23 protein-coding genes are annotated in these 25,742 nt (G+C 43.2%); 7 read left to right on the top strand and 16 right to left on the bottom strand.

All coding sequences use genetic code 11. The annotated features are described in order from the left end of the window. Positions 1–112: 112 nt before the first annotated feature. From AC5JPO_RS11580 to AC5JPO_RS11515, 14 genes are all read right to left on the bottom strand, one after another. Positions 113–1,891, bottom strand: coding sequence for a GAF domain-containing hybrid sensor histidine kinase/response regulator (locus tag AC5JPO_RS11580; protein ID WP_443525854.1), 1,779 nt, complete (start codon positions 1,889–1,891; stop codon positions 113–115). A 21-nt stretch (positions 1,892–1,912) separates the two neighbouring features. Beyond that, complete coding sequence (locus AC5JPO_RS11575) at positions 1,913–2,782, bottom strand: tRNA threonylcarbamoyladenosine dehydratase (protein WP_443525852.1); 870 nt, start codon at positions 2,780–2,782, stop codon at positions 1,913–1,915. A gap of 126 nt (positions 2,783–2,908) precedes the next feature. Next, positions 2,909–3,862 (bottom strand): TatD family hydrolase, encoded by a 954-nt coding sequence (locus tag AC5JPO_RS11570; protein WP_443526056.1) that lies wholly within the window; start codon positions 3,860–3,862, stop codon positions 2,909–2,911. Positions 3,863–4,045: 183 nt separating this feature from the next. After that, the gene (locus AC5JPO_RS11565) at positions 4,046–4,216 is read right to left on the bottom strand and encodes a hypothetical protein (protein WP_443525850.1); all 171 of its coding nucleotides are present in this window, start codon (positions 4,214–4,216) and stop codon (positions 4,046–4,048) included. 214 nt (positions 4,217–4,430) lie between these two features. Next, entirely contained in the window at positions 4,431–6,674 is a 2,244-nt protein-coding gene (gspD, locus tag AC5JPO_RS11560) for a type II secretion system secretin GspD (protein ID WP_443525848.1), read from the bottom strand. 78 nt (positions 6,675–6,752) lie between these two features. Beyond that, positions 6,753–7,649: a type II secretion system protein N gene (locus tag AC5JPO_RS11555; protein WP_443525846.1), complete on the bottom strand. Its 897-nt coding sequence runs from the start codon at positions 7,647–7,649 to the stop codon at positions 6,753–6,755. Then, the gene (gene gspN / locus AC5JPO_RS11550; RefSeq protein ID WP_443525845.1) at positions 7,650–8,495 is read right to left on the bottom strand and encodes a type II secretion system protein N; all 846 of its coding nucleotides are present in this window, start codon (positions 8,493–8,495) and stop codon (positions 7,650–7,652) included. Positions 8,496–8,724: 229 nt separating this feature from the next. Beyond that, positions 8,725–9,048, bottom strand: coding sequence for an H-NS histone family protein (locus AC5JPO_RS11545; protein WP_201607544.1), 324 nt, complete (start codon positions 9,046–9,048; stop codon positions 8,725–8,727). Positions 9,049–9,393: 345 nt separating this feature from the next. After that, positions 9,394–9,831, bottom strand: coding sequence for a BLUF domain-containing protein (locus AC5JPO_RS11540; RefSeq protein WP_201607542.1), 438 nt, complete (start codon positions 9,829–9,831; stop codon positions 9,394–9,396). A 57-nt stretch (positions 9,832–9,888) separates the two neighbouring features. Next, complete coding sequence (locus AC5JPO_RS11535) at positions 9,889–10,407, bottom strand: BLUF domain-containing protein (protein ID WP_201607541.1); 519 nt, start codon at positions 10,405–10,407, stop codon at positions 9,889–9,891. A 140-nt stretch (positions 10,408–10,547) separates the two neighbouring features. Next, positions 10,548–11,195, bottom strand: a complete 648-nt coding sequence (locus tag AC5JPO_RS11530; RefSeq protein WP_443525842.1) for a hypothetical protein — start codon at positions 11,193–11,195, stop codon at positions 10,548–10,550. A 613-nt stretch (positions 11,196–11,808) separates the two neighbouring features. Further along, a complete protein-coding gene (gene ssb, locus AC5JPO_RS11525; RefSeq protein ID WP_443525840.1) occupies positions 11,809–12,432 on the bottom strand; it encodes a single-stranded DNA-binding protein in 624 nt (207 codons plus the stop codon). Between the two features lie 374 nt (positions 12,433–12,806). Then, positions 12,807–13,364: a DUF3833 domain-containing protein gene (locus AC5JPO_RS11520; RefSeq protein WP_443525838.1), complete on the bottom strand. Its 558-nt coding sequence runs from the start codon at positions 13,362–13,364 to the stop codon at positions 12,807–12,809. A gap of 149 nt (positions 13,365–13,513) precedes the next feature. Further along, positions 13,514–14,878 carry an MFS transporter gene (locus AC5JPO_RS11515; protein WP_443525836.1) on the bottom strand — a complete coding sequence of 455 codons (1,365 nt, stop codon included), beginning with the start codon at positions 14,876–14,878 and terminating at the stop codon, positions 13,514–13,516. A gap of 699 nt (positions 14,879–15,577) precedes the next feature. Here AC5JPO_RS11515 and uvrA point away from each other — a divergent pair. The 3 genes from uvrA (at position 15,578) to AC5JPO_RS11500 (ending at position 21,252) form a co-directional block, all read left to right on the top strand. Then, a complete protein-coding gene (gene uvrA / locus AC5JPO_RS11510; protein ID WP_443525835.1) occupies positions 15,578–18,484 on the top strand; it encodes an excinuclease ABC subunit UvrA in 2,907 nt (968 codons plus the stop codon). Between the two features lie 319 nt (positions 18,485–18,803). Further along, complete coding sequence (locus tag AC5JPO_RS11505) at positions 18,804–19,073, top strand: hypothetical protein (RefSeq protein ID WP_443525833.1); 270 nt, start codon at positions 18,804–18,806, stop codon at positions 19,071–19,073. A gap of 877 nt (positions 19,074–19,950) precedes the next feature. Next, positions 19,951–21,252: a PDDEXK-like family protein gene (locus AC5JPO_RS11500; protein ID WP_443525831.1), complete on the top strand. Its 1,302-nt coding sequence runs from the start codon at positions 19,951–19,953 to the stop codon at positions 21,250–21,252. Between the two features lie 137 nt (positions 21,253–21,389). Here the strand turns inward: AC5JPO_RS11500 and AC5JPO_RS11495 are convergent, their stop codons facing one another. Then, positions 21,390–21,671, bottom strand: a complete 282-nt coding sequence (locus tag AC5JPO_RS11495) for a DUF503 domain-containing protein (protein WP_443525829.1) — start codon at positions 21,669–21,671, stop codon at positions 21,390–21,392. A gap of 131 nt (positions 21,672–21,802) precedes the next feature. Between AC5JPO_RS11495 and AC5JPO_RS11490 the strand changes: the two genes are divergently transcribed. From AC5JPO_RS11490 to AC5JPO_RS11475, 4 genes are all read left to right on the top strand, one after another. Further along, complete coding sequence (locus tag AC5JPO_RS11490) at positions 21,803–22,591, top strand: threonine/serine exporter family protein (RefSeq protein ID WP_443525828.1); 789 nt, start codon at positions 21,803–21,805, stop codon at positions 22,589–22,591. Then, on the top strand, positions 22,592–23,044 hold the full coding sequence (locus AC5JPO_RS11485) for a threonine/serine exporter family protein (protein WP_319051469.1): 453 nt from the start codon (positions 22,592–22,594) through the stop codon (positions 23,042–23,044). A gap of 176 nt (positions 23,045–23,220) precedes the next feature. Continuing rightward, positions 23,221–24,576 (top strand): glutathione-disulfide reductase, encoded by a 1,356-nt coding sequence (gene gorA, locus AC5JPO_RS11480; RefSeq protein ID WP_443525826.1) that lies wholly within the window; start codon positions 23,221–23,223, stop codon positions 24,574–24,576. 249 nt (positions 24,577–24,825) lie between these two features. After that, positions 24,826–24,987: a hypothetical protein gene (locus AC5JPO_RS11475; RefSeq protein WP_319051467.1), complete on the top strand. Its 162-nt coding sequence runs from the start codon at positions 24,826–24,828 to the stop codon at positions 24,985–24,987. Positions 24,988–25,039: 52 nt separating this feature from the next. Here AC5JPO_RS11475 and AC5JPO_RS11470 read toward each other — a convergent pair whose 3' ends face one another. Then, positions 25,040–25,663: a GNAT family N-acetyltransferase gene (locus AC5JPO_RS11470; RefSeq protein WP_443525823.1), complete on the bottom strand. Its 624-nt coding sequence runs from the start codon at positions 25,661–25,663 to the stop codon at positions 25,040–25,042. Between the last annotated feature and the right edge of the window lie 79 nt (positions 25,664–25,742).

The following is a 25,742-nucleotide window of genomic DNA, read 5'->3' as shown; positions in this document are numbered from 1 at the left end:
AAAAAAGATTAACCACCAATAGAGTGGTTAAGCTTTTTTGTTTTTATAACTATCGCTTTACTGCTAAATTAGTCGTTTACACCACGGCGTTACTATAAATGCTGTCTACTGTTTACTCTTCTTCTAATGGCGGCTTCTGCATCAACCAGTATTGTACCAAAGCGTTAAGCTGCTCTTGTTTAAAGGGTTTGGTGCAATAATCCTGCATACCAACTTTTAAGTACTTTTCACGCTCGCCATCCATAGCATTGGCAGTCAGTGCGATAATGGGCGGCAGATCTTGAGGGTCATAAAGCTCGTGGAGTTTGATCGTTGCCTGTACGCCATCCAAGATCGGCATGTGATGATCCATCAAGATAACATCATAGCGGTTGGGGAATAGTGCAAAAGCTTCAATGGCTTGTTGACCATCTGTCACATGCGTCACCTTGTGACCACTATTGGTCAGCGCCTTTTTGGCAATGATTGCATTGACGGCATCATCTTCAACCAACAAGATATGTCCTGCACGCTCATGGCTCGGCTCTATCAATGTTAGATCGTTAGAGTCTTGCCATGTTTCGTACTTGTTCTCATCAATAGTTGGCAAAGGCAATAGAACACGAAAGGTCGTACCCACTCCCACTCTACTCTCCACATGGATATAACCCTCCATCAGATCAACCAGAGACTTACAGACCGAAAGACCTAGACCGGTGCCACCATAGAGGCGATGCGTAAACTTATTGGCTTGGTCATAAGCATCAAATATTGCTTCTAACGATTCAGGTTTGATACCAACACCCGTATCTGTCACCTCAATACACAAGGTCATATTTTTGTCAGACTTATTGTTTACCACACTCTTATTGCCGCCAGTCTTGTCAATCTCCTCGCAATAACAGTTGTCCATATGCCTGACATCGATGCTCACGCGCCCACCCTCACGAGTGAACTTTATCGCATTGTTGACCAGATTTGCTATGATTTGCTTAAGGCGTACTGGATCTCCTTTCACGTAAGGCGATAATGACTCAGTATAATGATAATCTAACGTCAAACCTCGTTGACGTGCTTTGATAGAGAACAGACTGACCACTTCATTACATAATGTCGATAAATTCAATGGGATAGAATCGATGGTCATTTTGCCCGATTCAACCTTCGATAAGTCTAAAATACCATTGATAATCACCATCAGATGCTCGTTTGAGACCTTAATATTATCCACGTATTCTCGTTGTTCAGCGCTAAGCTCGGTATCACCCAGCATTTCTACCATACCAATGATGCCATTCATTGGCGTGCGTATTTCATGACTCATGTTGGCCAAGAAACTAGATTTCATTTCATTGGCATGCTTGGCATCACGCTGTTTGTCTTGTAATTGCAATGCGTCTGCTGCCATCATGGCAAACTGCGCTAATATTTGCTCTTGCTGGGCATCAAAATTATGGTTTGGCTTGATATCCATGAGACACAACGTACCTAGACGATAGTTTTTATTGTCTTCATGTAGCAAAATTGGGGCACCAACATAAAACCTTAAGTATGGCGACTCTGTGACCATTGGGCTTTGGCTAAATCGGCTGTCTTCCAATGTATCGGGTACTATTAACACATCATCAGACAGTATGGTGTAATTACAAAAAGCCATTTCGCGTGGTGCTGTACTGACACTCTCAGACATCGTCTCAAATTTGCAGGCTGGTTTTAGATACTGCGTTTCTTCGTCCATAAAAGTGATCGTGACCACGGGTACGTCAAAGAATAACTTTACAAGGTCGACCAGTCTATCAAATGCTGGCTCTTCGTCTTCATTGAGCACCTGATATTTTCTGAGCTTATTGATACGCTCTATTTCACCTACCGCGACTGGGTAACTTTGTTTGGGTGAGTTAGATATAGACAAGGTAGACTCCATTAAATAATATCAGACGCTCGGTTGATGGCTCGTCTGTTTTATCAATAATTGTAATGCTTCATTGACCATAATCATTGCTACTACCGATGTGACAACCACTGCTGACCCATAGCCTCCACACTGCAAACCGCCTGCTTGGCAACTCTTGTCTACATGTGGCGGCTCTATAGAATAAACACACTTGATGCCGAACTTGTCTTTTAGTGCGCTATTGATGCCTTTTTCATGACGTAATTTATTGCGCAGTTTGGCCAGTAGTGGATCTTGATAGCTGTCGCGCAAATCGCTTACTCTAACTTGACTTGGATCTATTTTGCCGCCTGCACCGCCCGCACAGACGAGCTTTAGTTTATTAAAACGGCAATGCAGTGCGATTGCTAGCTTGGCATTCATGTCATCTACGCAGTCTAACACTACTATGGGCTTACCTTGCTTGGCAGCAGCTTTTGCATCATCAAGACTTGGTAGTAGGGCAGCGACGTTATCTACTGTCAAAAAATCATCAATAAGATTCAACGTCACTTTGGGGTTAATCTCTTTGATACGTGCTGCCATTGCCGCAATCTTACTTTGACCAAAGCTACTGTCTAAAGCAGGTAGCTGCCGATTGACATTAGAGGCGACCAATACATCCAAATCAATCAAAGTGATGGTACCTACTGCTGTTCGAGCCAGTGCCTCAGCGGCCCAAGAGCCCACACCCCCTACGCCAATAACGTAGACATGAGCTGCCGCAAAAGTATCTACCGCTGACGTACCATAGAGCGTGCGCGTCCCTTGAAAACGGCGATCATACTGCTCACTTTCTTGATCAGCGTCGCGTTGTACTAGAGCGTTTTCTTTTAATTTTGGCGGCTCAAATTGTTGTGTTTCATTCATAACGGTTCGAATTACTCTTTTTAATGATAACTATTGCTTTATGTGCTAACCACGACATTTATGACTTGCGTCTAGCCGCTCGCCTTTTCCATTTTCCTATCGTCTCTCATGGTCATGCAAGATTAGTCATGCCGGATAGGTCCATGTTATTTTTAGGGCGTCACAGCTATTTTGCCACAACTGCTTAGCAAGTTTATCACGTGATACGCCCAATAGCTCACTCAGACTTATTAGCACCCAAGGCAAATTAGCAGGGACATTTCTATCGTGCTTATGGGCATTTTCTCTTTCATTATAGGGGCTTTGTCCAGACTCTGAATGCTCATCATGCGATGTTTGACACATCATAGGCGTCATATCTGGGCAGTCAGTCTCTATCACCAAACATGCTATACCATACTCTTCAACAACGGCTGTAATCGCACGGCGGAGTTTTTTGGCATTTGGATTGGTAATCTGACCGGTAACGCCCAGCTTAAATCCCAATTTTACAAAAGCCTTGGCCTCTTGTTCACCGCCGCTAAAGCTATGGGCAATACCGCCCAATTCATGTGCATCATAATCATGCGCTTTTAATATAGCGAGTGCTTCGGCATGTGCCTTACGAATATGTAGCATCACTGGCAATTTATGGGTCACTGCAATATCTAATTGCGCCTCAAAAAAGCGCTTTTGCCTAGCAAATACACTAGGCGCTTTCATCGCATCAGTAAATGTATCTAGGCCGATCTCACCAATAGCTAAAGGGCGGCGCTCTATCACCATCTGTGCCAATGCTATCATGTGCTCGTCAGTATGCTGTTCGATGTAAAAAGGATGCAAACCCAGCGCAATATGAGTATGTATATAAAGTTCGTCCTGATATTGAATATCGCTGGCAGAAGACTGTGATGCTTTTTTGCTCAGTACTTTGTTCAGTACCTGCTCAGTGTCGTACATCCGCTCAAAATACTGATATAAGTAACCTACCAACACTAAATGGCGTACACCTTGACTATAAGCACGCTGTACCTGCCAAGCTCGATCATCATCAAATACTGGCGTATCAAAATGAGTATGTGTATCAATGAGGGGATACATCCTGACTGATGTTTTTTTATCGAGAGTCGATGACTCGGTAGCCGCCATTGATATGCTCCAAAATAACTGTTTTAGCAAAATACCTTATCAATCATCATATTATACCAATGACTATATTAACAGCTGATGCGCTAACTATAAAACCCAATATAAAAAGCCTGCACTGCCTATTTAATACGTGATCTAATTAGCGTTCGTATCATCATGAGAGCTACTTTGATCACTGGCTTTGTTGCAGTCTTTATTGGATACCTCTGTGTCAGCGTTGCGGCTGCTGCGCCGAGGAATGAGCGTCAAAGCGGTAGCAATAGCGCTCAGGACCAGCCATTTCTTAAACATTTTATGATTTGCCATTTTGGCTCCATTTACTACCTGAATATAAATCATATCAACAGATATCGGATACGCGATATTATTCTACTAATGTTTAGTATAGTAGTGGCTATATTGTGAACACGCAAGCCAATGTACGACATAACTATACAATTATATCGTGCATTGGCTCATAGTAATTAAGGGACATTGGCGATCTACAGTAGCAAATAACTAGTAGCGAACTACGTTAGCTTTAACGACTTAGCGGATAGGTCGTTATACCACTATTAGGACTGTCTACCTTGGTAAAACCTTGAGAAGTTGAATTTGGGGTCTGATCACGCTTAGGAATGAGCGGGTTGAGTGGCATTAACTCGTAGTCTGCACTGACATCGCCATCCCAACCTTGTGTACCACTCAGTGGCAGTTGTTTAATCGTGCCGTTTTTGTCAATGACCAGCTGCAGTACACGCATCTGATTGAACTTGCGCTCAGTCACACTCGCTACCGCACCACCATCACGCAAGATAGTTGGCTGCAAAAATATGATCAAATTGCTCTTTTGGGTACTGTCATTATCAGAGCGGAATAATCTTCCAATTAGCGGAACATTACCAAGACCTGGAACTTTTTGTTGGCGCGTGGTGCTGTTGTCACGCATCAAACCGCCTAAAGCGATGGTTTGCTGATCATCTGCTAAAATCGTCGTATTAATAAGGCTTTTATTAGTGATTAAGCCACTAGCATTGCCAGTACTGCCTGGTACGACAGACGAGACTTCTTGAGACACCTCCAAACGTACTGTGCCGTTATCGCCAATGTGCGGAATGACATTAAGGTTGATACCAATGTCTTGACGGTCGATGGTCTGGAAAGGGTTGTTTGAATCATTTCCGCTAGTGGTGAATGAGCCTGTGACAAAAGGAACATTCTGTCCAACCAGAATACTGGCTTTTTCATTGTCTAATGTCAAAATAGACGGCATAGATAGTAGATTGGCACTGGTAGAAGAATCAAGTGCCTGCAAAATAGCACCATAAAACTCAGTATTCCCTTGACTGTCTGTTCGACTGTCACCGATACCGACCAATGCACCAACGATAGAGCTGGCAGCCGCACTTATACCCGTACTGCTCCCTGCCAGTGCAGCGGCAGCCAGCGTCGTTGCACTAGCGCCGACATTATTAAAATTTACAACGCCGTAACCGCTGTTGGCATTGCCAAGCGCCCACTGAACACCGAGCTGAGTCGCATCATCTCCTGAGACTTCTACAATAGCAGCCTGAATCAATACCTGCGCGCGGCGACTGTCTAATTGATTGACGGCATCTTCAATCTCAAACATGAGCTCAGGCGCAGCGTTTACGATAACGGCATTTTGCGTCTCATCAGCAATGATACTAAACGGTCGGCTCACGACGCCTGTACTCGCTACGCCTGCATTGCTGGTGGGTACCACTGAGGGGCTGCTATTATTAATACTTTCATTTGCAGCACTATTGATGGATGCGCCTATGCTGCTTGCATCATTCAAAGAGGCTGATTCTAATGTGGATGTTGCACCAGCGCTATTGATTGACTGATTGGCCAGCAACCCTCTTAGCATATCGGCAATGTGAGTGGCACTAGCATACTTTAGGCGAAAGACACGGAGGCCACTTAGGCGTCTTGTAGGCGTAGTATCGAGCTGATTGACCATCTCCTGAACTTTGGCAATCATCTCAGGACTGCCTTTGACCAGCAGTCTATCGCTTGAGGTATCAGCGATGACCTTTAGCTGATTGTTACTACCTTGCGCTTGACCGCTACCAGCATTTGCGACCAACGCACTAATGAGCTCCATCATACGTTCGGCATCGACGTGACGTAATGGAATCACTTGTAAACTATCATTGACGTTACTGTCCAAATCACGGATAAGCGCTGTCAGCTGATTGAGGCTATCTGCTCGATCCGATAGCACAAGCGCATTTACGCCAGGTACCGCAGCAGCGTGGGCTGACTGCGGCATCAGTGGTCGTATGACCCCTAAAACCTCCGCAGCTTGCGTATTTGTCAAATAGATCACTCGGGTTGCCAATGACTCCCCAACACTGTTGCCACGCAAATCAACAGCAACGCCAGATTGCTTGGCAACATTATCCGGCACTAGCTTGGTCGTCGTACCCGACTCAATCGCCGCAATACCATTGACCTGCATCACACTCAAAAACAGCTGATAGATTTCATCGCGGGATAAGGCTTTGTTGGAGATGACAGTTACGTTGCCATTGATACGAGGATCAAGGACAAAGTTTTGATCAGTGATGGTTGCCACTTCATTGATAAAAGCTTTGATATCGGCATCTTGTAAGTTGACCTTCCAACTCTCAGCACTCGCAAGGCCCATACTGGCTGCCCACAAAGGTACCGCTAGGCAGATAGGACGGCTTAGACGCATCAAGCGCTGCAGAACACGATGTAAAGGTGTGGCTGAAAATTGATGAAAACTTACCATATTTATAATTACCTACAATGATATTGCATAATATGTACTGAGTTTTTAACGAGCAACCTGTGCTAAAAATCCGCCATGCTAGAACTGCTGGCGAATCGTAATGACTTGCTCACCACGTTGAACCTCGATCTGTGCTTCACCTGCTTGCTGTACTTGCTGTAACACGCCCGCATCTTGAGCCGGATTATTACCCACGCTTTGTCCATTTACCGTCAGTACTTTGTCACCCGGCTCAAGCCCTAATCGGTTACGTAGTTTTGACGGCATCGCGGCTGTCACTTGATAGCTCTCACCTGACGCCATTACCCCCATTCTACTCAAATAACTGGCAGGGTTCTCTTGCAGCGCCGTGACCGCCTCCTCAATAGCTGACTGCGGACTACTTTCACTCGTCTCTGCTGCAGGCTCAGAAGGTGTCTCTTGCAATACCTGAGGAGCAGTTGGCAATAGGCTGTTATTAGGCAAGCGCTGATTACTAATGCCACCTGCCAGCATTTTGCTTTGATCTAGTATCATGGCATCCGGCATGCTAATGATGGTTTCTTTATCATCAGTATCAGCGATAATAACTGAATTCCAATCAACAGCGACAAGAATATAGTCGCTATCTTTTAGTCCATCACCGATTCGGTAGTTTTTTACCTCACCATTAATATTAAGTAATGCCGAAGACATAGTCTCAGGTATCGCTAGCAATACCCCTTTGAGCTCAACGTTGGGTGGTGGCTGGACTGCCGCCGCAATGGGATCGGGATCAGCAAATATCGCAAACAATCCACTGTAATCATTGGTAGACTTTGCATTACTTTGCAAAGGGGCTAGCGGTAATGCAGGTGCTAAGGGCGCTGCCAACAATAACCACAAAAGACGGGCGGCTGTCCAACATAGCCAAGCAATGGCGAGCAGCAACAACCATCCTGAAAAACGATTGAGAGTATTGACAATAGGTTTTAGGCTTGCAGTCATATTGGCCATTTAGTTTGCCCCTAGACCAGTTAGCAACGGTTGACGCACACTAACGACTGGCGTATCTTGCGGTGCCTGTCCTTTATACTCAGGCATGTTTTCTAGTAGGCGCTGGGTCAGACTGACATCCAGCATATTATCACCGTCTATATACAGATCACCCAGACGCTTATCCTGATCATTTAACAAGTTGATATGCAACAGGTTTCTATTGTTTTTTTGCTCTGCGCTCAGCTCAGCGCGTAATGCAGGCATAGTCAGATAAAAAACCTTGCCACCACTCGGATAGCCCACCTCACCGCCTACCCATGTCAGTTGCCCCTCTGCAGCACTGAATCCAGTAGTACTCTGAGTAGATGCATTGTTAGAAGTTTCTGATGTTACCTTGTTGTCGGCGTCATCAGATAAGCGCGTCAATGAGACGCCATTGACCTGAATAGGCGTATTGGGTAATTGCCAGTCAACGACACTTTTTAGAGTCTCAGGCGCGATTTTCCCACTCATATCGTCGACTTGCCATGAGTTAAAACCAAGCTTCACCTGTCCATTCAGTCTTGTTTGCTCTGTTTTTATGTTGATATCTGCGCCAAGCTTACCTGTGAGCAATTGCCATGGCTGCCATGACCAGTCGGCCATGCCTATGAGCGGTGTCGATGATATGGGAAGTTGCCAGATAGCAGAGCCCTGCCAGACATTGCCTGATACATGCTGTACATAGGGGGTATTGGGCGCGTATTTCTCAAGTAGCCACGCCGCTGGCATCTGCAACACGGCAAATAGTGCAAACAATACGAACCCGATCAGCCACCAAAGCTTACGAGGACGTTTATGAGACAACTCAGATACTTGGGTCACAGTTGCACAACTCTTATATAAGACCAAAACGTCATTATCATAACAAACAATGGCCTATAGATGACAGAAAAAAAGCCAGTATCTTTTTGCCAAAATAATGGCAACATAGATACTGGCTTCTCTGTTTTGCGGTGCTACGTCACTTACGACTAAATGCTTGTAAATAAACCACTATCTACAAGACTGCTAAGCTCGTCTGCGTGCCATATGACTACCTAGGTCTACACCATTAGATCGCAAAGTCTTCAAGATCACGACCTGCTGCGAGTGCTTCGACCAACCACGTTGGTTTACGTCCACGACCAGTCCAAGTCTCTTCGTTGTTATCCCCATTACGGTACTTAATACTGCGTTTTTTCTCTAACGTCTCACCAGCTTTTAAGATCTCTTCGATAGTCGCGTTGCTCTCTTTTGCAATTTTTTCGAACTGCATATAAGCGTCATATAAACGCTGGTGCTGTTTTTTGGCGATAAGCTGTTGTGCATTTTCAGTAATAGCACGTAGCTCGTCTACGTTTAAGTTGTCTAAATCGATTGCGTTGTTTTTGCTCATAATAAATCCAATTGTATAAAAGTTATTCACCTCAATAGAGCTATCATTCCTATTGAGGACCTGAATGAATATTCATTCATCATTAACACTGTTTTTAACTAAGTCGATATTACATCTTCAAAAATTTGCTTGATTATTCATTTATCAAAAACCATTCGTTGCTGTTTTGATATCTCGTCATACTATCAATTGAGCGTTATTGGCAATGGAGCATTATTGGCCACAACAAATATTCATTATACTAGATATAATCAAAGCCAATCGACTGTTATCCTAATTATTATCTCAAAATATTTTTGATTAACTCTAGGGTAATTGACTGCTATCGAGACCCAGATATTTTATCTATCCTTTTTGAGCACTCAGCTCATTCATCAAGCCATTGGCAGAGTCAGCATTCAGCAAATATGGATTGAACCCATTCGTAGTAGAGTATTTTAGATACACAGCAGCGTTCTCTTCGGTTGGAGATGCGTAATTCATAGACCACTTTGACCATTCTCTGTGCTTTAACTCTCGCGTTTCAATAACCTGTAAATCGTAATGACGCTCATCAGCAATCAGGCTATATAGCAAACGATTAATTTGCGCTCTTGGACCTTCTACGGTCTGCAAAAAATAATCTTTATTAAATGTCAACATGCCAGTAATGCCGTTGGCGGCGTTATTGATCTGTGCTTGCTGTAATATCTCATTGAAGTCAGTAGCCGATACATCTGGGTTTGCGCGACTGGCATAGGTCATGCTCATTAAGATGTGAGCATCTGTATTTACTGATGTCATATTTTTTCTCTTATAAAAAAGTTATGGAAGCAGGTAGACTCTATAGGCATCAACCAATTAGCCAAAAGCATACCAAGGTTTTTTCTTTTGAGAAGTACGCTGTCCTTCTTGCTCTTGAAGCTCCGATAACGTATCAATCAACATCATAATTTGGTTGGTACTCATCAGGTAAGGGTTGAACTCATTACCTGTCGAAAACTTTAGAGCAATCCCTTTGTTCTCATCGCTTGGAATCAAGTATTTCATTGACCATTTGTTCCAGTGACGCTGATCAACTTCGCGGCACTCAACGATCTGTAAAGAGTGGTGGCGATCGTCTTGGACAAGTTTTCTAAGCAGTGCATTGATCACTGGTCTTGCCCCTTCAATACTCTGCAAAAAGTAGTTGTGGTTAAATACTAGAGCACCAGTAATACCATTGCGCTCATTGTTTTGCTGCGCTTGTTCAAGAATACGAGTCACCTCACCGTTGAGATTATCATTGTTATAACGGCTAATATAAGTCAAACGTACAATGAGATGCTCTCCATGTTGCATTTTTTGACGATTTGACTCTGAAAGATCGACTGATTCCATAGGTTTTTCCAATTAGTTTGTTAGGCTTGTAAATATTTAATAGCTTGTAGATATTTAATAGTGTGTACATATTTGATAGCCCAATAAGCAAAGACAGCTTATTTACTTTTGATAATGAGCCAGTTGTTTTATCCACTCTACTACTGAGTTCTTTTAATAAACTCATTCATACCACGTGATAAATTTGCGTTGCTGCTCTTTTGTATCTCTTGTGCCAATCGCAGCAATTGTGAGCTGTCATTGCACTGCTCCAAACTTAACAGATAACCCCAAGCCTCAGCAGGTGGGGCGTTTTTTTCAATATAAGTCGCCAAGTCCGATTTTATCGTTCCATAATTGCTATCAGATACTTTTGACTTAAAAATACCGCCTAGCGATTTTTTACCAGCGTCTATAACGCTGCTAGGTGATTTACTATTAAAAGTACGATCGAACTCTGTCTCGGTACTGGTATCAAACGAGTTTTGTGTTGATTGAGATCGCAAGATCTCTGGCACTTGCGTGCTGCTAGATGCTTGAGGGTCTGTCTTGATACGGGCACGCGTATTTATGGTATTCGCCACTTCGATACACTCGAGCTCTAAAAGCAGCTCAAATAGAGGTGCAACACCACCAAAGTCAGCAAACATTTTGCTATTATCGAGTGTATCTAGGTAGTTTTGGTAGGTTCGCTTACCGTCGATCATAATCAACAACGTTCTTGCCTCTCTTGGTAACACACCAAGACTTTGAGACTTTATCTCTTCTCTACCCACATCACTTTTGCGAAACACATCACCGTCATTCATTCTTTATACTCTGTACTGGCAGTCAGATGAGCACCCTGCCTGTAAGATGCCAACCCAAATAATTTTATGTTTTAAACCATCACATGATCGAACTTTAATTGATTCGTATTTATTGCTAGATAACTTTTTAGTAGCAGCATCAATACTTAAAGTCGTGTGCAGTTTTATTTGAGCTGAGTATATCAATGTCATCGATAAACTGTTAGTCCCAATTAAACTGGATAGAACAAACGGTTTATATGAGGTATGAAAGGTAGTTTTTATAAATTTCAATATAAAAAATGATAATAAAAACAGTCATGAAAAGTAGTTTATGGCATTAATTTTATTTGCAGGTGGCTATTGTCCATTTACTTGTGGCAAAAAAAATAAAGATAATGAATGATTTAAAAATATAAAGTAGGCAAAAACAAACAGAAGTTTTATCTTTATGTATTTCTAAAGATAGATGCTTTTATATGTCTTAGCAATCAACTTGTAATATGACCAAAGCTGATATTAGAATTTTAGCAGTGACTGAGTTTTTAGTTATTTATGATTACACATTAAAAAACCCCGCCAGTGGCGAGGTTCTTTATCTATTTTTATCTTTACGTTCTATGTCTTATCATCATCAGAACGGAATATCATCATCTACAGGACCATCTGGCATTGCTGTAGGCTTAGACTGTGCTGGCTTTTGTGCTGATTGATTAAACTGATTTTGCGGCGCAGGTGCGTTTTGGTTACTAAAACTGTTTTGCCCACCATTCGCTTGGTTATTGTACCCGCCTTGCTGTGCTGGCTGATTATTACCTTGCTGACCATAGTTGTTTTGGCCATTTTGATTGTCATAACCCTGATTTGAGCCACCTTGGTTATTACCAAAACCACCGCTATTGCCTTGTCCCTGTCCACCGCCAGTCTGACCATCAAGCATCTGCATTTGCTCAGCGCGAATCTCAGTAATGTAACGATCTTGGCCGCTTTGGTCTTGATATTTACGCGTACGCAGACTGCCTTCGATATAGACCTTGCTGCCTTTACGCAGATACTGCGCGGCGATCTCACCCAGACGATTGAATAGCGAGATACGATGCCACTCTGTCGCTTCTCTCTTTTCGCCGCTTTGTTTGTCCGTCCACTGCTCTGATGTCGCAACTGAAATATTGGTCACGCTGCCACCATTATTGAACTGGCGTGCCTCAGGATCCGCTCCAAGGTTACCAATGATGATAACTTTATTAACTCCGCGCATGATACCGTCCTTTTATTGATGAATAATTTAATACGTTGTTTTAATCGTTATCTAATAGCAGCATTTGATGCTATCAACTCTTAGTAATATCAATTATATGAGTTTACTTTAACCAATTTTTATCGAAATATCTACAGTCTACTTAGGGTAGACGTCAATCTATGTCGCCTAAATAATTTCTCAAAACTATCGTAGTTCTACACTATTAGGGGTATTTTGCCGTTTTCAAGATGCGCTGAATACTGGGTACTTTTAAGCATATTTTATTGTGCTTAATAATTTATCGCATTATCCAAATTCAGCGCTATCCAGTTATAGTGCTATCCAATCGCAGCCCTATAAACCATTACTTGACAATAGTTATTTGACAGTAGTTATTTATCAGTAGCGTTTTGACGGTGCATACTCAGCGTCACACTGCCCAGCTCCACGCCAAACTTTGTCATCACTGAACGATTGAGCATGACATCTTCATTGATAAGATACATCCAATCGTCAAAATTGACCTTATAAGTCTTGTCTTCGACAGGTAGCTCTAATACATAGTTCCAATGCAACGTATTGCCTACCACCTCCCCTGTTGCCGCGCCTACGACGTCTCCAGCGGTACCAACCCAGCGACCGTCTGATTGTTCAGTCAGACGCCATATGCGCTGAGACTTTGTGCCATCTGCCCATGAGAACTTTTCATTTAAGACGATGACATCATCGCCTTCATGAGTTGCATCGATGTCGACATAAAAACGTTTTTTGACGTCACCATTGCGACCTTGGAACATTCCCCAACCCTCAATTTGACCTGAGAAAAACTCATGCATATCGAGCGTCGGCGTCGTGTTCTGATAGGCTTGAATATTCTGTGTCGCACAGCCAGAAGCCAATAGCGTGGCTGACAGTCCAAAACCCATCGCTAGCTTTTTAAACTTACTCATATCAATTCCTTGTAAATAGAGATAAAGGGTTAATGTCTACTTACTCATAATGGCCATCTATAGGAGTATTGTCTACTCAGCGCTGCACATTTATCTTCGTTTCTACAATAGTCTCGCTTCTACGAATTTATGAGTCTATAAATAACGTACTAAAGATCGAGTGGACTCTGTGCCAAACTTGACAGCTGCTGACGCGAGTCGTCCGTCAATTGCGTCTTATCTAATTTTAAATAAGCTACCTGCTCTTTTGCCATCACGACCAGCTCATCAACGCCATCTACCGCGAGCATTTGACGTGACCACTCTTGGATATTGATGTTTTTGGGTATCGTCACTGTCGTACTTGATAAATAAGGCGGCTGCGCAATCGGAAGAATGATCAATAGCGCGGCGCCCATAATGATAGCCAAGATACCCCATGCCAATAAGTTCGGCTGGTTTAGAAGTATACCACCCATCGCACCGCCAACGAACGCACCAAAGAACTGACTCGAAGAGTTAAGTCCCATTGCCGTTGCTTTATTGGCAACCGGTGCACGCTTAGAGATCCATGAGGGAATGGTGGCCTCAAGTAAGTTAAAGCCCATAAAGTACAGCAGCAAACCCAAGATGATGCCGACACCAACCTGACTGCCCAGCGCAAGTAGCGCCAATGCGGCGGTCATTAGCGCTATCGCTGCCAAGAACACCTGACGCATTTTGCGCTTCTTTTCGGCAATGATGATAAAAGGTATCGCGATTGCAAAACCAATGAACAACAGCGGCAAATATACCAGTCCTTGCTGACGTACTGATAGCCCCATCACTTCGCTCAGCTGATGCGGCAGTATGACAAATATAGCCGTCATCGTTAAATGCAAAGCAAAGATAGCCATATGTAAGCGGTTAAGATCGCCAATCTTGAGGACAGTTGCCAGTTGCTGACCGATGGTTTTATTGTCTAAATTGTGTTTGAGCACACGCATCGGTGTTGGCACGGCAAGCAGCAATAACATCGCCAATACGGCAAACCCTGATGTCAGCCAAAACAGCCCAGATATACCGAGCGAACCGACTAACAATGGACCAAAGGCAAAGGCAAGCATGATAGAGGTCGCAATAGTCAGACCCATGGTCGCCATTGCTTTGGTACGCATCTCCTCACGTGTCACATCGGCTAAGAGCGCCATCAATACCGCAGAGACCGCACCACTACCTGCTAGCGCCCGTCCAATAATTACCTCATATATGTCGGTTGCATTTGCCGCAATTATCCCGCCGATGGCAAACAATACCAATCCCAAAAATATAATGGGTTTACGCGGGAACTTATCAGCAGCAAGGCTCATTGGTATCTGAAAAATAGCTTGCCCCAAACCATATATACCGACTGCCAGCCCAATCAAAAACGGCGTCGCATGCGTATAATTGCTCCCATAAACAGAGAACACTGGCACAATCATAAACAAGCCAATCATTCGCAAGGCAAAGATACCACCGACCCCGAGAATTGCCCGTTTCTCTACGCTATTCATAATTGCCTCACTGGTTAATCACTGCTGGTTTTTCGCTGCTGGCACTTTTACTACACCATGATTTATCACTACTGGTTTATCAAGGCATTAGCCTACAAATCAAGCCCCCTAGTATAAGACATTCGCCGTTTGGTTGCCGAGACTTTTGGGTTTTTGTGCTGACGCTACCATTCAAGCGAACAGACCTTAGAGACGGCTCACGTTCAAGCCATTAATATTACAAGATTATTTTGTTACTAACTGCATCATATACCTTATTACACCTTGAATAATGCTGTCGCCATGACAATAAAGTAAGGCGTCGCAAACGTTATTAGCACTCGACTCAGACGATAATTTAAATGACAAACCCCTTCAAAAAATGACACTTTTGGTCAAAACCATAACAAACGATGCCTGTTACTTAACAGGGATTTGATTTAGATTTGCTTAGACGCACAAGGCAGATATACAGAATCAATTGCCTCGCGAAATAAATAGTAAGTAACCATATAAAGCACTGGTAGTCAGCAGCGAAACTATTAATAGTAAAATTATAAGTGGTAGCACAATTACAAACTGAAAACTTATTCGCATTTTCAACCAACCACTGCATATCTTTAATATGCCACTATCAAATAAACATTGTATTGATCTGTATTTAGCTTTTTATTTGACATATTTTCACTCCCCTTTTAGCAAATAGGAAACCCATAAACGATGGCACATGACCATATCGCAATACGCGGCGCACGTACTCATAATTTAAAAAATATTGATTTAGACATTCCGCGAGATAAGTTCGTGGTAATCACAGGATTGTCTGGCTCTGGTAAGTCTTCATTGGCTTTCGATACCCTCTATGCCGAGGGGCAACGTCGCTATGTCGAGAGCTTATCGGCATATGCGCGTCAGTTCCTCTCGCAAATGGAAAAGCCTGAAGTCGATAGCATCGAGGGTCTCTCCCCTGCGATTGCCATTGAGCAAAAATCAACCAACCATAACCCGCGCTCAACTGTCGGTACGATTACTGAGATTTATGACTATCTGCGCTTGCTCTATGCGCGTATCGGTACGCCGTACTGTCCTGAGCATGGCGAGCCGATGGTTGCGCAGTCGGTCACCGAAATGGTCGATCAGGTCATGGCGTTACCAGAAGACACCAAACTCATGATCTTGGCACCGGTGATTCGCGAGCGTAAAGGTGAGCATACTGTGTTGCTTGAGCAGCTGATTGGTCAGGGTTTTGTGCGCGTACGCGTCGATGGCGACGTCTATGATACCGATGAGCTGCCAACACTAGATAAGAAGAAAAAGCATACCATCGAAGTGGTGGTCGATCGCTTTAAGGTCCGTGATGATTTAGGTAACCGTGTCGCTGAAAGTTTAGAGACGTCGCTACGTTTAGGTCAAGGGCTGGTCACGCTACACTTTATGGATGGCAATCCAAAAGAAGGTGGTGACGATAACCAAGTCATGTCAGCCAAGCATTCCTGCCCTGTCTGTGATCGTGCGGTACCTGAGCTTGAACCGCGTATGTTCAGTTTCAATAACCCATACGGGGCGTGTCCAAGCTGTGATGGTCTGGGCAAACGCCAGTACTTCGCCGCTGAAAAACTCATTACCCATCATGAAAAATCGCTCAATCAGGGCGCTATTAATGGTTGGGACAAACGTCATGCCTACTATTTCGGTTTGCTTAGCACGGTCTGTAAGCATTTCAAAATCGATATGGATATGCCGTGGCAGGACCTTGCCAAAAAGCATCAAGACATCATCATGCATGGCTCTGGCAAAGAAAAGCTCACCTTTAACTTTACTGATGAGCGCGGTCGCAAAACCAACAAGACCGTACCATTCGAAGGCGTGCTGCCTTACCTAGAGCGCCGTTATGCTAAAACGCAAAGTAACCTCGTCCGTGATGAGCTGGCCAAATACTTAGCTGATACCACTTGTAATGTCTGCGATGGCGCGCGTCTGAACGAGATCTCACGCAATGTGCGTGTTGACGACCAGACCATTGCTGACATCGTCAAGCTCTCTATTGGCGACTCTGCGGAATATTATAAAACGCTAAAGATCGGCGGTCATAAAGGCGAAGTCGCGGAAAAAATCTTTAAAGAAATCAATGAGCGCTTAAACTTCCTCGTCAGCGTTGGTCTTGATTATTTGACCCTTGCCCGCTCTGCCGAAACATTATCAGGCGGTGAAGCACAGCGTATCAGGCTTGCCAGCCAAATCGGTGCAGGTCTCATGGGCGTCATGTACGTACTTGATGAGCCGTCAATCGGTCTGCATCAGCGTGACAATGATCGTCTGCTAAAGACATTGACGCGCTTGCGTGACTTGGGCAATACCGTACTGGTCGTTGAGCATGACGAAGATGCCATTCGCCAAGCGGATCACGTGATCGATATCGGTATCGGTGCCGGCGTACACGGCGGTCATGTCATCGCTCAGGGTACGGTCGATGACATCATGGCAAACAAGGAATCGCTCACTGGACAATATATGTCTGGCAAAAAGCGCATCGAGATTCCAGCCGTGCGTCATAAAGCCAAAACCGTGGATATGGAAGTCAAAGGTAAGGCTAAAGCTAAAAAAGTACCGATGACTATCGAGCTCAAAGGTGCATCAGGCAATAACTTGCATGACGTAGATCTGACCATCCCCGTCGGTATCATGACCTGTGTGACGGGCGTGTCAGGTTCGGGCAAGTCAACCTTGATCAACCGTACGCTTATGCCATTGGCAGCGACGCAGTTGAACAATGCTTCAACGCTGATTGCCGATAAGTTTGAAAGCATCAGTGGTCTTGAGCACTTGGACAAGATGGTCGATATCGATCAAAGTCCTATCGGTCGTACGCCACGCTCAAACCCAGCGACGTATACTGGTGTGTTTACTCCTGTACGCGAGATGTTTGCTCAAACGCAAGAAGCGCGCGCTCGTGGTTATAAGCCAGGTCGCTTTAGCTTCAATGTAAAAGGCGGACGTTGTGAGATGTGCCAAGGCGATGGTCTGATCAAAGTCGAGATGCATTTCTTGCCTGATATGTATGTGCCGTGTGATACCTGCGAAGGCAAACGCTATAACCGCGAAACCCTAGAGATTCACTATAAAGGTAAAAGTATCGCCGAAGTGTTAGAGATGACTGTCGAAGACGCGACTGAGTTCTTCTCAGCGATACCTGCGATCTATCGTCGTCTGCAAGCGCTCATGGATGTCGGTCTTGGCTATATTCGTTTGGGTCAGTCTGCGCCAACGCTCTCTGGCGGTGAGGCACAGCGTGTCAAACTGGCACGTGAGCTTGCCAAACGTGATACAGGACAGACGCTCTATATCTTGGATGAGCCAACCACAGGCTTGCATTTCCATGATATCTACAAGCTGCTACACATCTTGCATACCCTACGCGATAAGGGCAATACTATCGTGGTCATCGAGCATAACTTGGATGTCATCAAAACGGCGGATTGGGTGATTGATCTAGGCCCTGAAGGCGGTAAAGGTGGTGGCCTAATCATCGCTGAAGGTACGCCTGAGGAAGTGGCGGAAGTGAAAGGCTCGTATACGGGTGAGTTCTTAAAGCCCATGCTTGAGCAAGGGTTAAAAGACGTCAGCTAAGACAAATTAGTGAATAGTTGATAAAAGGCTACTCTTCAGAGAGTGGCCTTTTTTTGGCTGCTACAAAGTACTGTACACGCTCTGAGCTGCAATTCTAAATCGTTATATGTGTATTAGACCAACACCCATGTTGCTTTGCTGCGTTACCTTTCTTAATCTTTATTAAAGATACTTAAACGTTGATTGTATTAATATTTAAATAGTTAAACATCATGCGCAAATGTACACGATATAGAAATATCTGATTAAGAACGATATAGCACGTACGAAATGATGCTATTTGCTCTTGTACAATCTCTAAACCCTTTAAGGACTCTTTATGAAAAAATTAATGTTTGTTATTTTGGCATCTACTGTTGGCGTTAGCGCCTGTGCGTCAAGCGGCACATCAAATGGCGCAAGCGATCGCAACCATCAAAGACCTAATATGTCAGCAGACATGAAACAAGCTATGGATGACTGTGCTAAACGCATGAATGTAAAAATGTCTCATGATAGTCGCCCGAGTAAAACTGACATGAAAAAAACGGAAGCGTGTATGAGTGCGAAAGGGTACGAGAAACCTGAAGGTCAAGGTCGTCGTCAATAATTGGTATTTTTTAGAAAATCATCGATAAAAGGCTACTCTTTAGGGAGTGGCTTTTTTATTGTCCGAAACTTAGTTTTCGTACTTAATAATCACTCTTGAAATTATCTTTGTTACCTTCTCTTGCGTAAATTGTTGGAAGTATATTTAATAGTCTGTTACCGCTGAATATATGTTTTCAATCATTAAAATCATAGCCAATAATAGAGTCGTCCTGCTTGTAAACGCTACAAACTGTAGTTACAACTGAATCTATAAAAGAGTCATAAAATTTATAACTTTCTATGCTCATATTGTTTACAAAATCGCTTCTTGCTTGTGATATGGTAAAAGGTATAGCAAAAGTAGGAGTATATGATAGTGTGCTTGCTTTATTGCTTAAAGCATTTTCGGATTTGGTCTTGAAACTACTTATTTCATCTATGGTTGAAGGTAAAATTACAAAAGTCAGTGCTGATATAGTAGCTATTTCTTCTTGAAAGATGCGTAAAAATCAAAGCTAGCCTCCTTTTCAACTAAGAAACTATGACTTTTTGACTTATAAGTTACTGATCTCTATCGACTTCGATCATATTTTTTAAATCGTCTAAACTAACTATTTTAAAATCCGAATCATGAATGCCTAGTTTTGAATATCTATTCGAAACTTTATCAAACCTATCCTTACCAATATTTTGCGCTACCTTCTTAGTTATTTGACCTATTATGAAGAGCATAAATCCTTCAGGTGCTTTGTAATTAGGAATATCACTCATTATATATTTAGAGTTACTGCTTATAGTAGTTAACTCTTTGTCATGTTTTGGAAAGCGTGAAGGTCTATGTTAGTTTGATAGACTTAACTTGAGGATCTAACTTAAAACCACTAGGAAAGATGACTATGCTTAGTAATAGTTTCAAACAGAATATTTTAGCTTTACAAAAAAAGGAGCAGGAATTCCAGCAAAAACATGATAAGTCAAAACTAGATTTTAATATATTCACGATCCTACGTAAGACAGGTGAAGAAGTTGGTTTACATTCTCGCTTTCTCGCTGAACTACTGAATCCTAATGCTAGTCATAAAATATCAGATTTCCAAAAATTATTCATTGAAGCGGTATTGAATAATGCCATAGCGACACAAGAGTGGGATCGAGAAAAACTAGACTCAAAGGTCGTTTACAGTTGTGAAGTTGAATATAAATTCCATCACTCAAATCATGGAATAGCAGATATTATTTTCGAAGGCAAAGACAATGAGATCAAAAAAAATGTCATTATTATCGAAAATAAGATTTATGCTCCAGATCAAAAAAACCAGCTGGGAAGATATTATAGAGCTTGCCAAGAAATGGGTTATGATGATAAAAATATCTATATAGTATATTTAAATCGTTTTGGTGATGACGTATCACACTATGGCAAGGGTAGTATTAATAACGAAGACTATGGTGTAATTAGCTATAAAGAAGACATCTTTAACTTTTTGACGCTATGTAAGCAAAAGGTAGTAGATTATCCACATATAGAGCAGACTATCGAGCAATACATTAATACCGTTGCTAGAATTACAGGTCAAACAAGGAATGCGAAAATGAAGCAAGAGTATGTAGATTTTTTGGCAGATGACAATAACCTTAAGACAGTATATGAACTAAGCCAGAATTTTGAAACCGTTCAAAAGAATATTCAGAATGAGATGTGGAATAGTTTGTTGGCTTATTTCAATAAGAAAAATTTAAATTTTACTTTTTGCGATAACCAGCTGTCTCCTTATAGCCAAGAAAAAGCAGTAAAACAGTATTTTTCAGGTGGTGGTACGAAAGGTAAAGCTAAGGCATATGGTCTATGCTATAAAATAACCGAAAAAAACAATGTGGGAGTTTATTGTTATATTGAGTTAAATCATCGTTTATATTACAGCATAACGTTAGTAGACAAAGATGGACGTCTATCAGAATGTCCAAGCAATATGCAAAGTTTCGAAGCGGCAGTTGAGAAACTACCTAAAAATTGGAAGTATCAAAATAAGAAGCAAAATTTAGGTGGGCAAGTTTACCCACCACGGTCAATTAACTTTAAAAACCCTGATGATAATTTTTTCGATATTATCAATGAGGAAAGTCGAGAAGAATGGGTGACTGAAACAGCTAATGGTATTATTCAAATGATTGATGATGTAAAGAGCATTCATATGTAGAAAGCTTGACACTATTTTTGATAACTTAGCTAGGAGCGGTATTAAGATAATAGGAACGCCACTGGTTATTAGTCACCGCTCTAGCAGGCAACCAAGATATGAGCGAGAAGCAGGATTCTCTCCCCAAAAAGCCCAACCTAAACAAACTCCCTCTCAACATTCATTACCCTTGCATCTACCGTACGTTCTAGCTTTTCCTCAATTTGACTACATTGCGACTCGACCTCACGTTTAGACAGTCCAACGATCACAAACGTCCACTCGCTGGCATCATGGCGCGCGCGGCCGCCGCTTTCACAGACCGCGACGCTTGGCGTATTGCCAAAGCGCGCATGCAAGCCGCCCATACGCTGGCGTTTTTCTTTTAGCGAGCCACATCCGGGCAATGAAAACTTCACTGTCAAAATAGCGATATGCATTTTATGCTCCTTACCAAAAAAGCTTATACTGTATCGTATCACTTAATGGTATTTCTGATATTGTATGCGCGTCAGCATCCAGACCCTTTATAATAGCGTATCAGTCGCCAACTAATCTGCGTATCTCGCCCATGACCTCTATCAGCTACGTCAAGCAGCAGCGTATTACTCGACTATGCGTGCGCTGCGGCTTACTCCTTATGCAGTATGGCGCTGAGTCTGCCGTGGTGGTGGACTTATCCAAACGCTTAGGGCTTTCCTTGGGGATGAACAGCGTCGAATGCTCGCTGAACTTTAATGCTATCACCCTAACGACCATCTGCGATGAGCGCTGTATTACCACCACCCGAGATACGATCAATCAGAGCATCAATGTCAATTTATTGGTGCAAATTCAGCAAATCATTAATAAAACTGAAGCCACTATAGATAGTACCGACTTGATTGACCGCACGACGATTGCCTTTGATGAGTTGGATAAGACCGTGTATCCGACATGGCTAGTAAGCATCTTTGTTGGTGCCTCATGTGCCGCGTTTGCTTATCTAAATGGCGGCAGCTGGTCGATTACAGCAGTGACCTTTATCGCAGGTATGGTGGCGATGTTTACCCGTATTTACCTGTCCAAACACCACTTTAACCCTTTTATCACTGTTATTGTGACGGCTTTTATTGCCTCGCTCATTGGCGCGACGACCTATTATTTTGATATTGGCAATAATGCCGATATTGCCGTGGCCTCTAGTGTGTTGCTACTGATTCCTAGCTTTCCACTGATTAACTCGTTATCCGATATCCTAAAAGGCTATGTTAATATTGGCGTTGGGCGCGCGGTATTTACCTATATGCTTACCTTATCTGCTTGTGTGGGCATCGTAATGGCGCTAGTGTTACTACGCATACAGCACTGGGGGTTTTAGATGTGGTTTATTGAGACCGTTGTGCTGTCTTGTATCATTACCCTTGGGTGGACGCTGATGTTTAGCGTACCCAAACGCTATATCTTGCCGTGTCTGCTGATGACAGCGTTGGGATTTGGGTTAAAAACGGCGCTTGTTTATCAGCATGTCCATCTGGTGATCGCGAGCTTTTTTGGGGCGATGCTTGCCAGCTTTTTGGGTGTATATTTTTCTAAGAAATATACCCTACCGCCCAAAGCGCTCATCTCGCCCAGCGTCATCTGTATGATGCCGGGTATCGCCGCCTATAAGGCAATGGTCAGTATGGTGCAGATTGGCTATTTTGGTTATTCAGACGAATTATTTAGCCAAATGATGGTGTATTTGTTTGAAGCACTTTTTGTGACCTCCGCTTTGGTGCTAGGTTTGTCCATTCCGGGGCTGTTGTTTTATAGACGGCGCCCCATTGTTTGATAAATGTGGTCAAGTATATAGACCCTAGCCTACTCCTAGTTATGTGCTGTCCGCATGTAGGCTATTTGCCATGCCTTCAGCACAAAAAACTTGTAAGATGGATAGCACAGATAGCATGACCCGTTATGCTGGCATCCAAAACAATACGTACAACAACTCAGTAAAGAGACCTTATTATGACCAAACATTATGACTATATCGCCATTGGTGGCGGTAGCGGCGGTATTGCCTCAATCAACCGTGCAGCAAGCTATGGCAAAAAGTGCGCCATTATCGAAGCCGACCAGTTGGGCGGTACGTGTGTGAATTTGGGCTGCGTCCCCAAAAAAGTCATGTGGTATGGCGCGCAAGTTGCCGAAGCCATTCATAAATATGCGCCAGACTATGGGTTTGATGTCGATGTCCGAGATTTTGACTTCCAAAAGCTGGTACAGAGTCGTCAACAGTATATCGAAAATATCCACCGCTCTTATGACAATAACTTGGCCAAAAACGGCGTAGAAGTCATCAAAGGCTTTGCTAAGTTTGTTGATACCAATACCGTAGAGGTCAATGGTGAGCTCATTACCGCTGATCATATCTTGATTGCGACTGGCGGTCATCCTATTCGCCCAGATATCAAAGGCGCAGAGTACGGCATCGATTCTGATGGCTTCTTTGCATTGAGGCATTTGCCAAAGCGCGTAGCGATTGTGGGCGCTGGATATATCGCTGTCGAGATTGCAGGCGTGTTAAACAGTCTGGGCGCTGAAGTGCACCTGTATGTCCGTCAGCACTCACCGCTGCGTGCATTTGATCATAGTGTGGTAGAGGCTCTGCTCATAGAGATGGAGCAAGACGGTATACATTTGCATACCAACACCACGCTGACCGAGGTTCATAAAAACGAAGATGATAGCCTGACGTTATGTAGCAAAGACGGCAGCCTAGATACGACAGACTGTCTGATTTGGGCGATTGGACGCGCACCATCGACTGACAATATCAATTTGCAAGTGACTGGCGTTGCAACTACCGAGACTGGCAAGATCAAGGTCGATAAGTTCCAAAATACCAATGTTGAAAACATCTATGCCGTTGGCGATATTATCGAAGACAGTATCGATCTGACCCCAGTAGCGATTGCCGCTGGTCGCCGTCTATCCGAGCGCTTGTTCAATAATAAACCTGATGAGCATTTGGACTATACGTTGATACCGACCGTGATCTTTACCCACCCTGCTATCGGTACGATTGGCTTGTCTGAGATTGACGCGATTGAGCATTATGGCAAAGAAAACATCAAATGCTACAAATCAACATTTACCTCTATGTATAGCGCAGTGACTCAGCATCGTCAAAAATGCATGATGAAACTGGTATGCTTGGGTGATGAGGAGAGGGTTATTGGTCTACACGGTCTTGGGTTCGGTGTCGATGAGATGATTCAGGGTTTTGCCGTCGCGATCAAGATGGGCGCGACCAAAGCTGATTTTGACAATACAGTCGCTATTCACCCGACTGGTTCAGAAGAATTTGTGACAATGCGTTGAGCGCTAAGCATCGAGCACTATTACTCATAATCTTATTGAATATAAAAAGGATGCCGTTTGTGCATCCTTTTTATATTCTGATAGCCGATATCTCTATTTTTTAACATCAAAAAATACAGATAGTAAATACAAAAGAGTCACTTACTGACAGTACAATCCCAATACTGCTATGATGCGATGAATACTAACCGTTGAGAGATCACTGTGTGGCAGGTGTACTTATTTATATTGCCGATTGGCATCGGAATCATGACCTTAGCAGCGAGCCTATTGTTTTTGTTTGCTTATCTGATGTCTGATGACAATGCCACGCGCTTGCCAGCATTTAACTGGTTCAAGCGCTTGATCATTGTGGCATTTTTACTATTAAGTTTGGGGTTGTTTATGACCTTTGGACACTTTTGGGGTTAAATGAGGCCTTGATGTTATTGTCGTTTCAAGTGACTTGTTGCTAGACCTACATTTAGCTCACTATCTTTTCTAACTCCAACAGCTCTAAGTCTTCACGCTTGGGCTCGCCATTATTGCCATCGTTTGGAAACGGCATTTTGTTGCCATTGAACTGATAACCGCGGCGCTGATAGTATGCCAAGAGCTCAGGACGATGACTCAAGATAGACATGGTCAGACGGCTGGGCTGGTTCTGTGACTGCAAGTGACGATCTGCAAAAGTCTCTGCCGCTTGTAAGAGGACGTTCCCTATGCCCTGCCCTTGTAGCTTAGGATGTACCGCAAACATGCCGATATAGGCTTTTTTATTAGCGTCAGCATCTGTTTTGATATCGACAGCGATACAACCAAGTAGCTCGCCCGTCTCTTCTGCCTCACGCTCGCCTGTTGTTGTTTTTGGATAAACAAAGTAATAGTGGTTAGGGTCATTGATAACGGCAGCAAGCTCGGCTGACGTGGTTCTAATACCACCAATCAAATCTGCCTCATTGGTCCAGCCAGCTGTCTCTCGGTAGCAGCGATTTAATAAGCGCTCAAGTGCAGCGATATCATCCAATGTGGCTTTACGTAGAAATACGGATTCTTTATTGGAAGAGTCTATATGTATGTTACTGTTATTTATATTATTTTCGCTCATATTATAATTTCCCTTTTTACTCATATAAAAAAACTGGCTTAGTTCCCTAAGCCAGTCTAAATATTAATACGTATTGCTT

Source organism: Psychrobacter sp. H25 (assembly GCF_059076335.1).
Note: the sequence above shows the minus strand (reverse complement) of the source record. Positions and strands in the feature narration are given on the sequence as shown.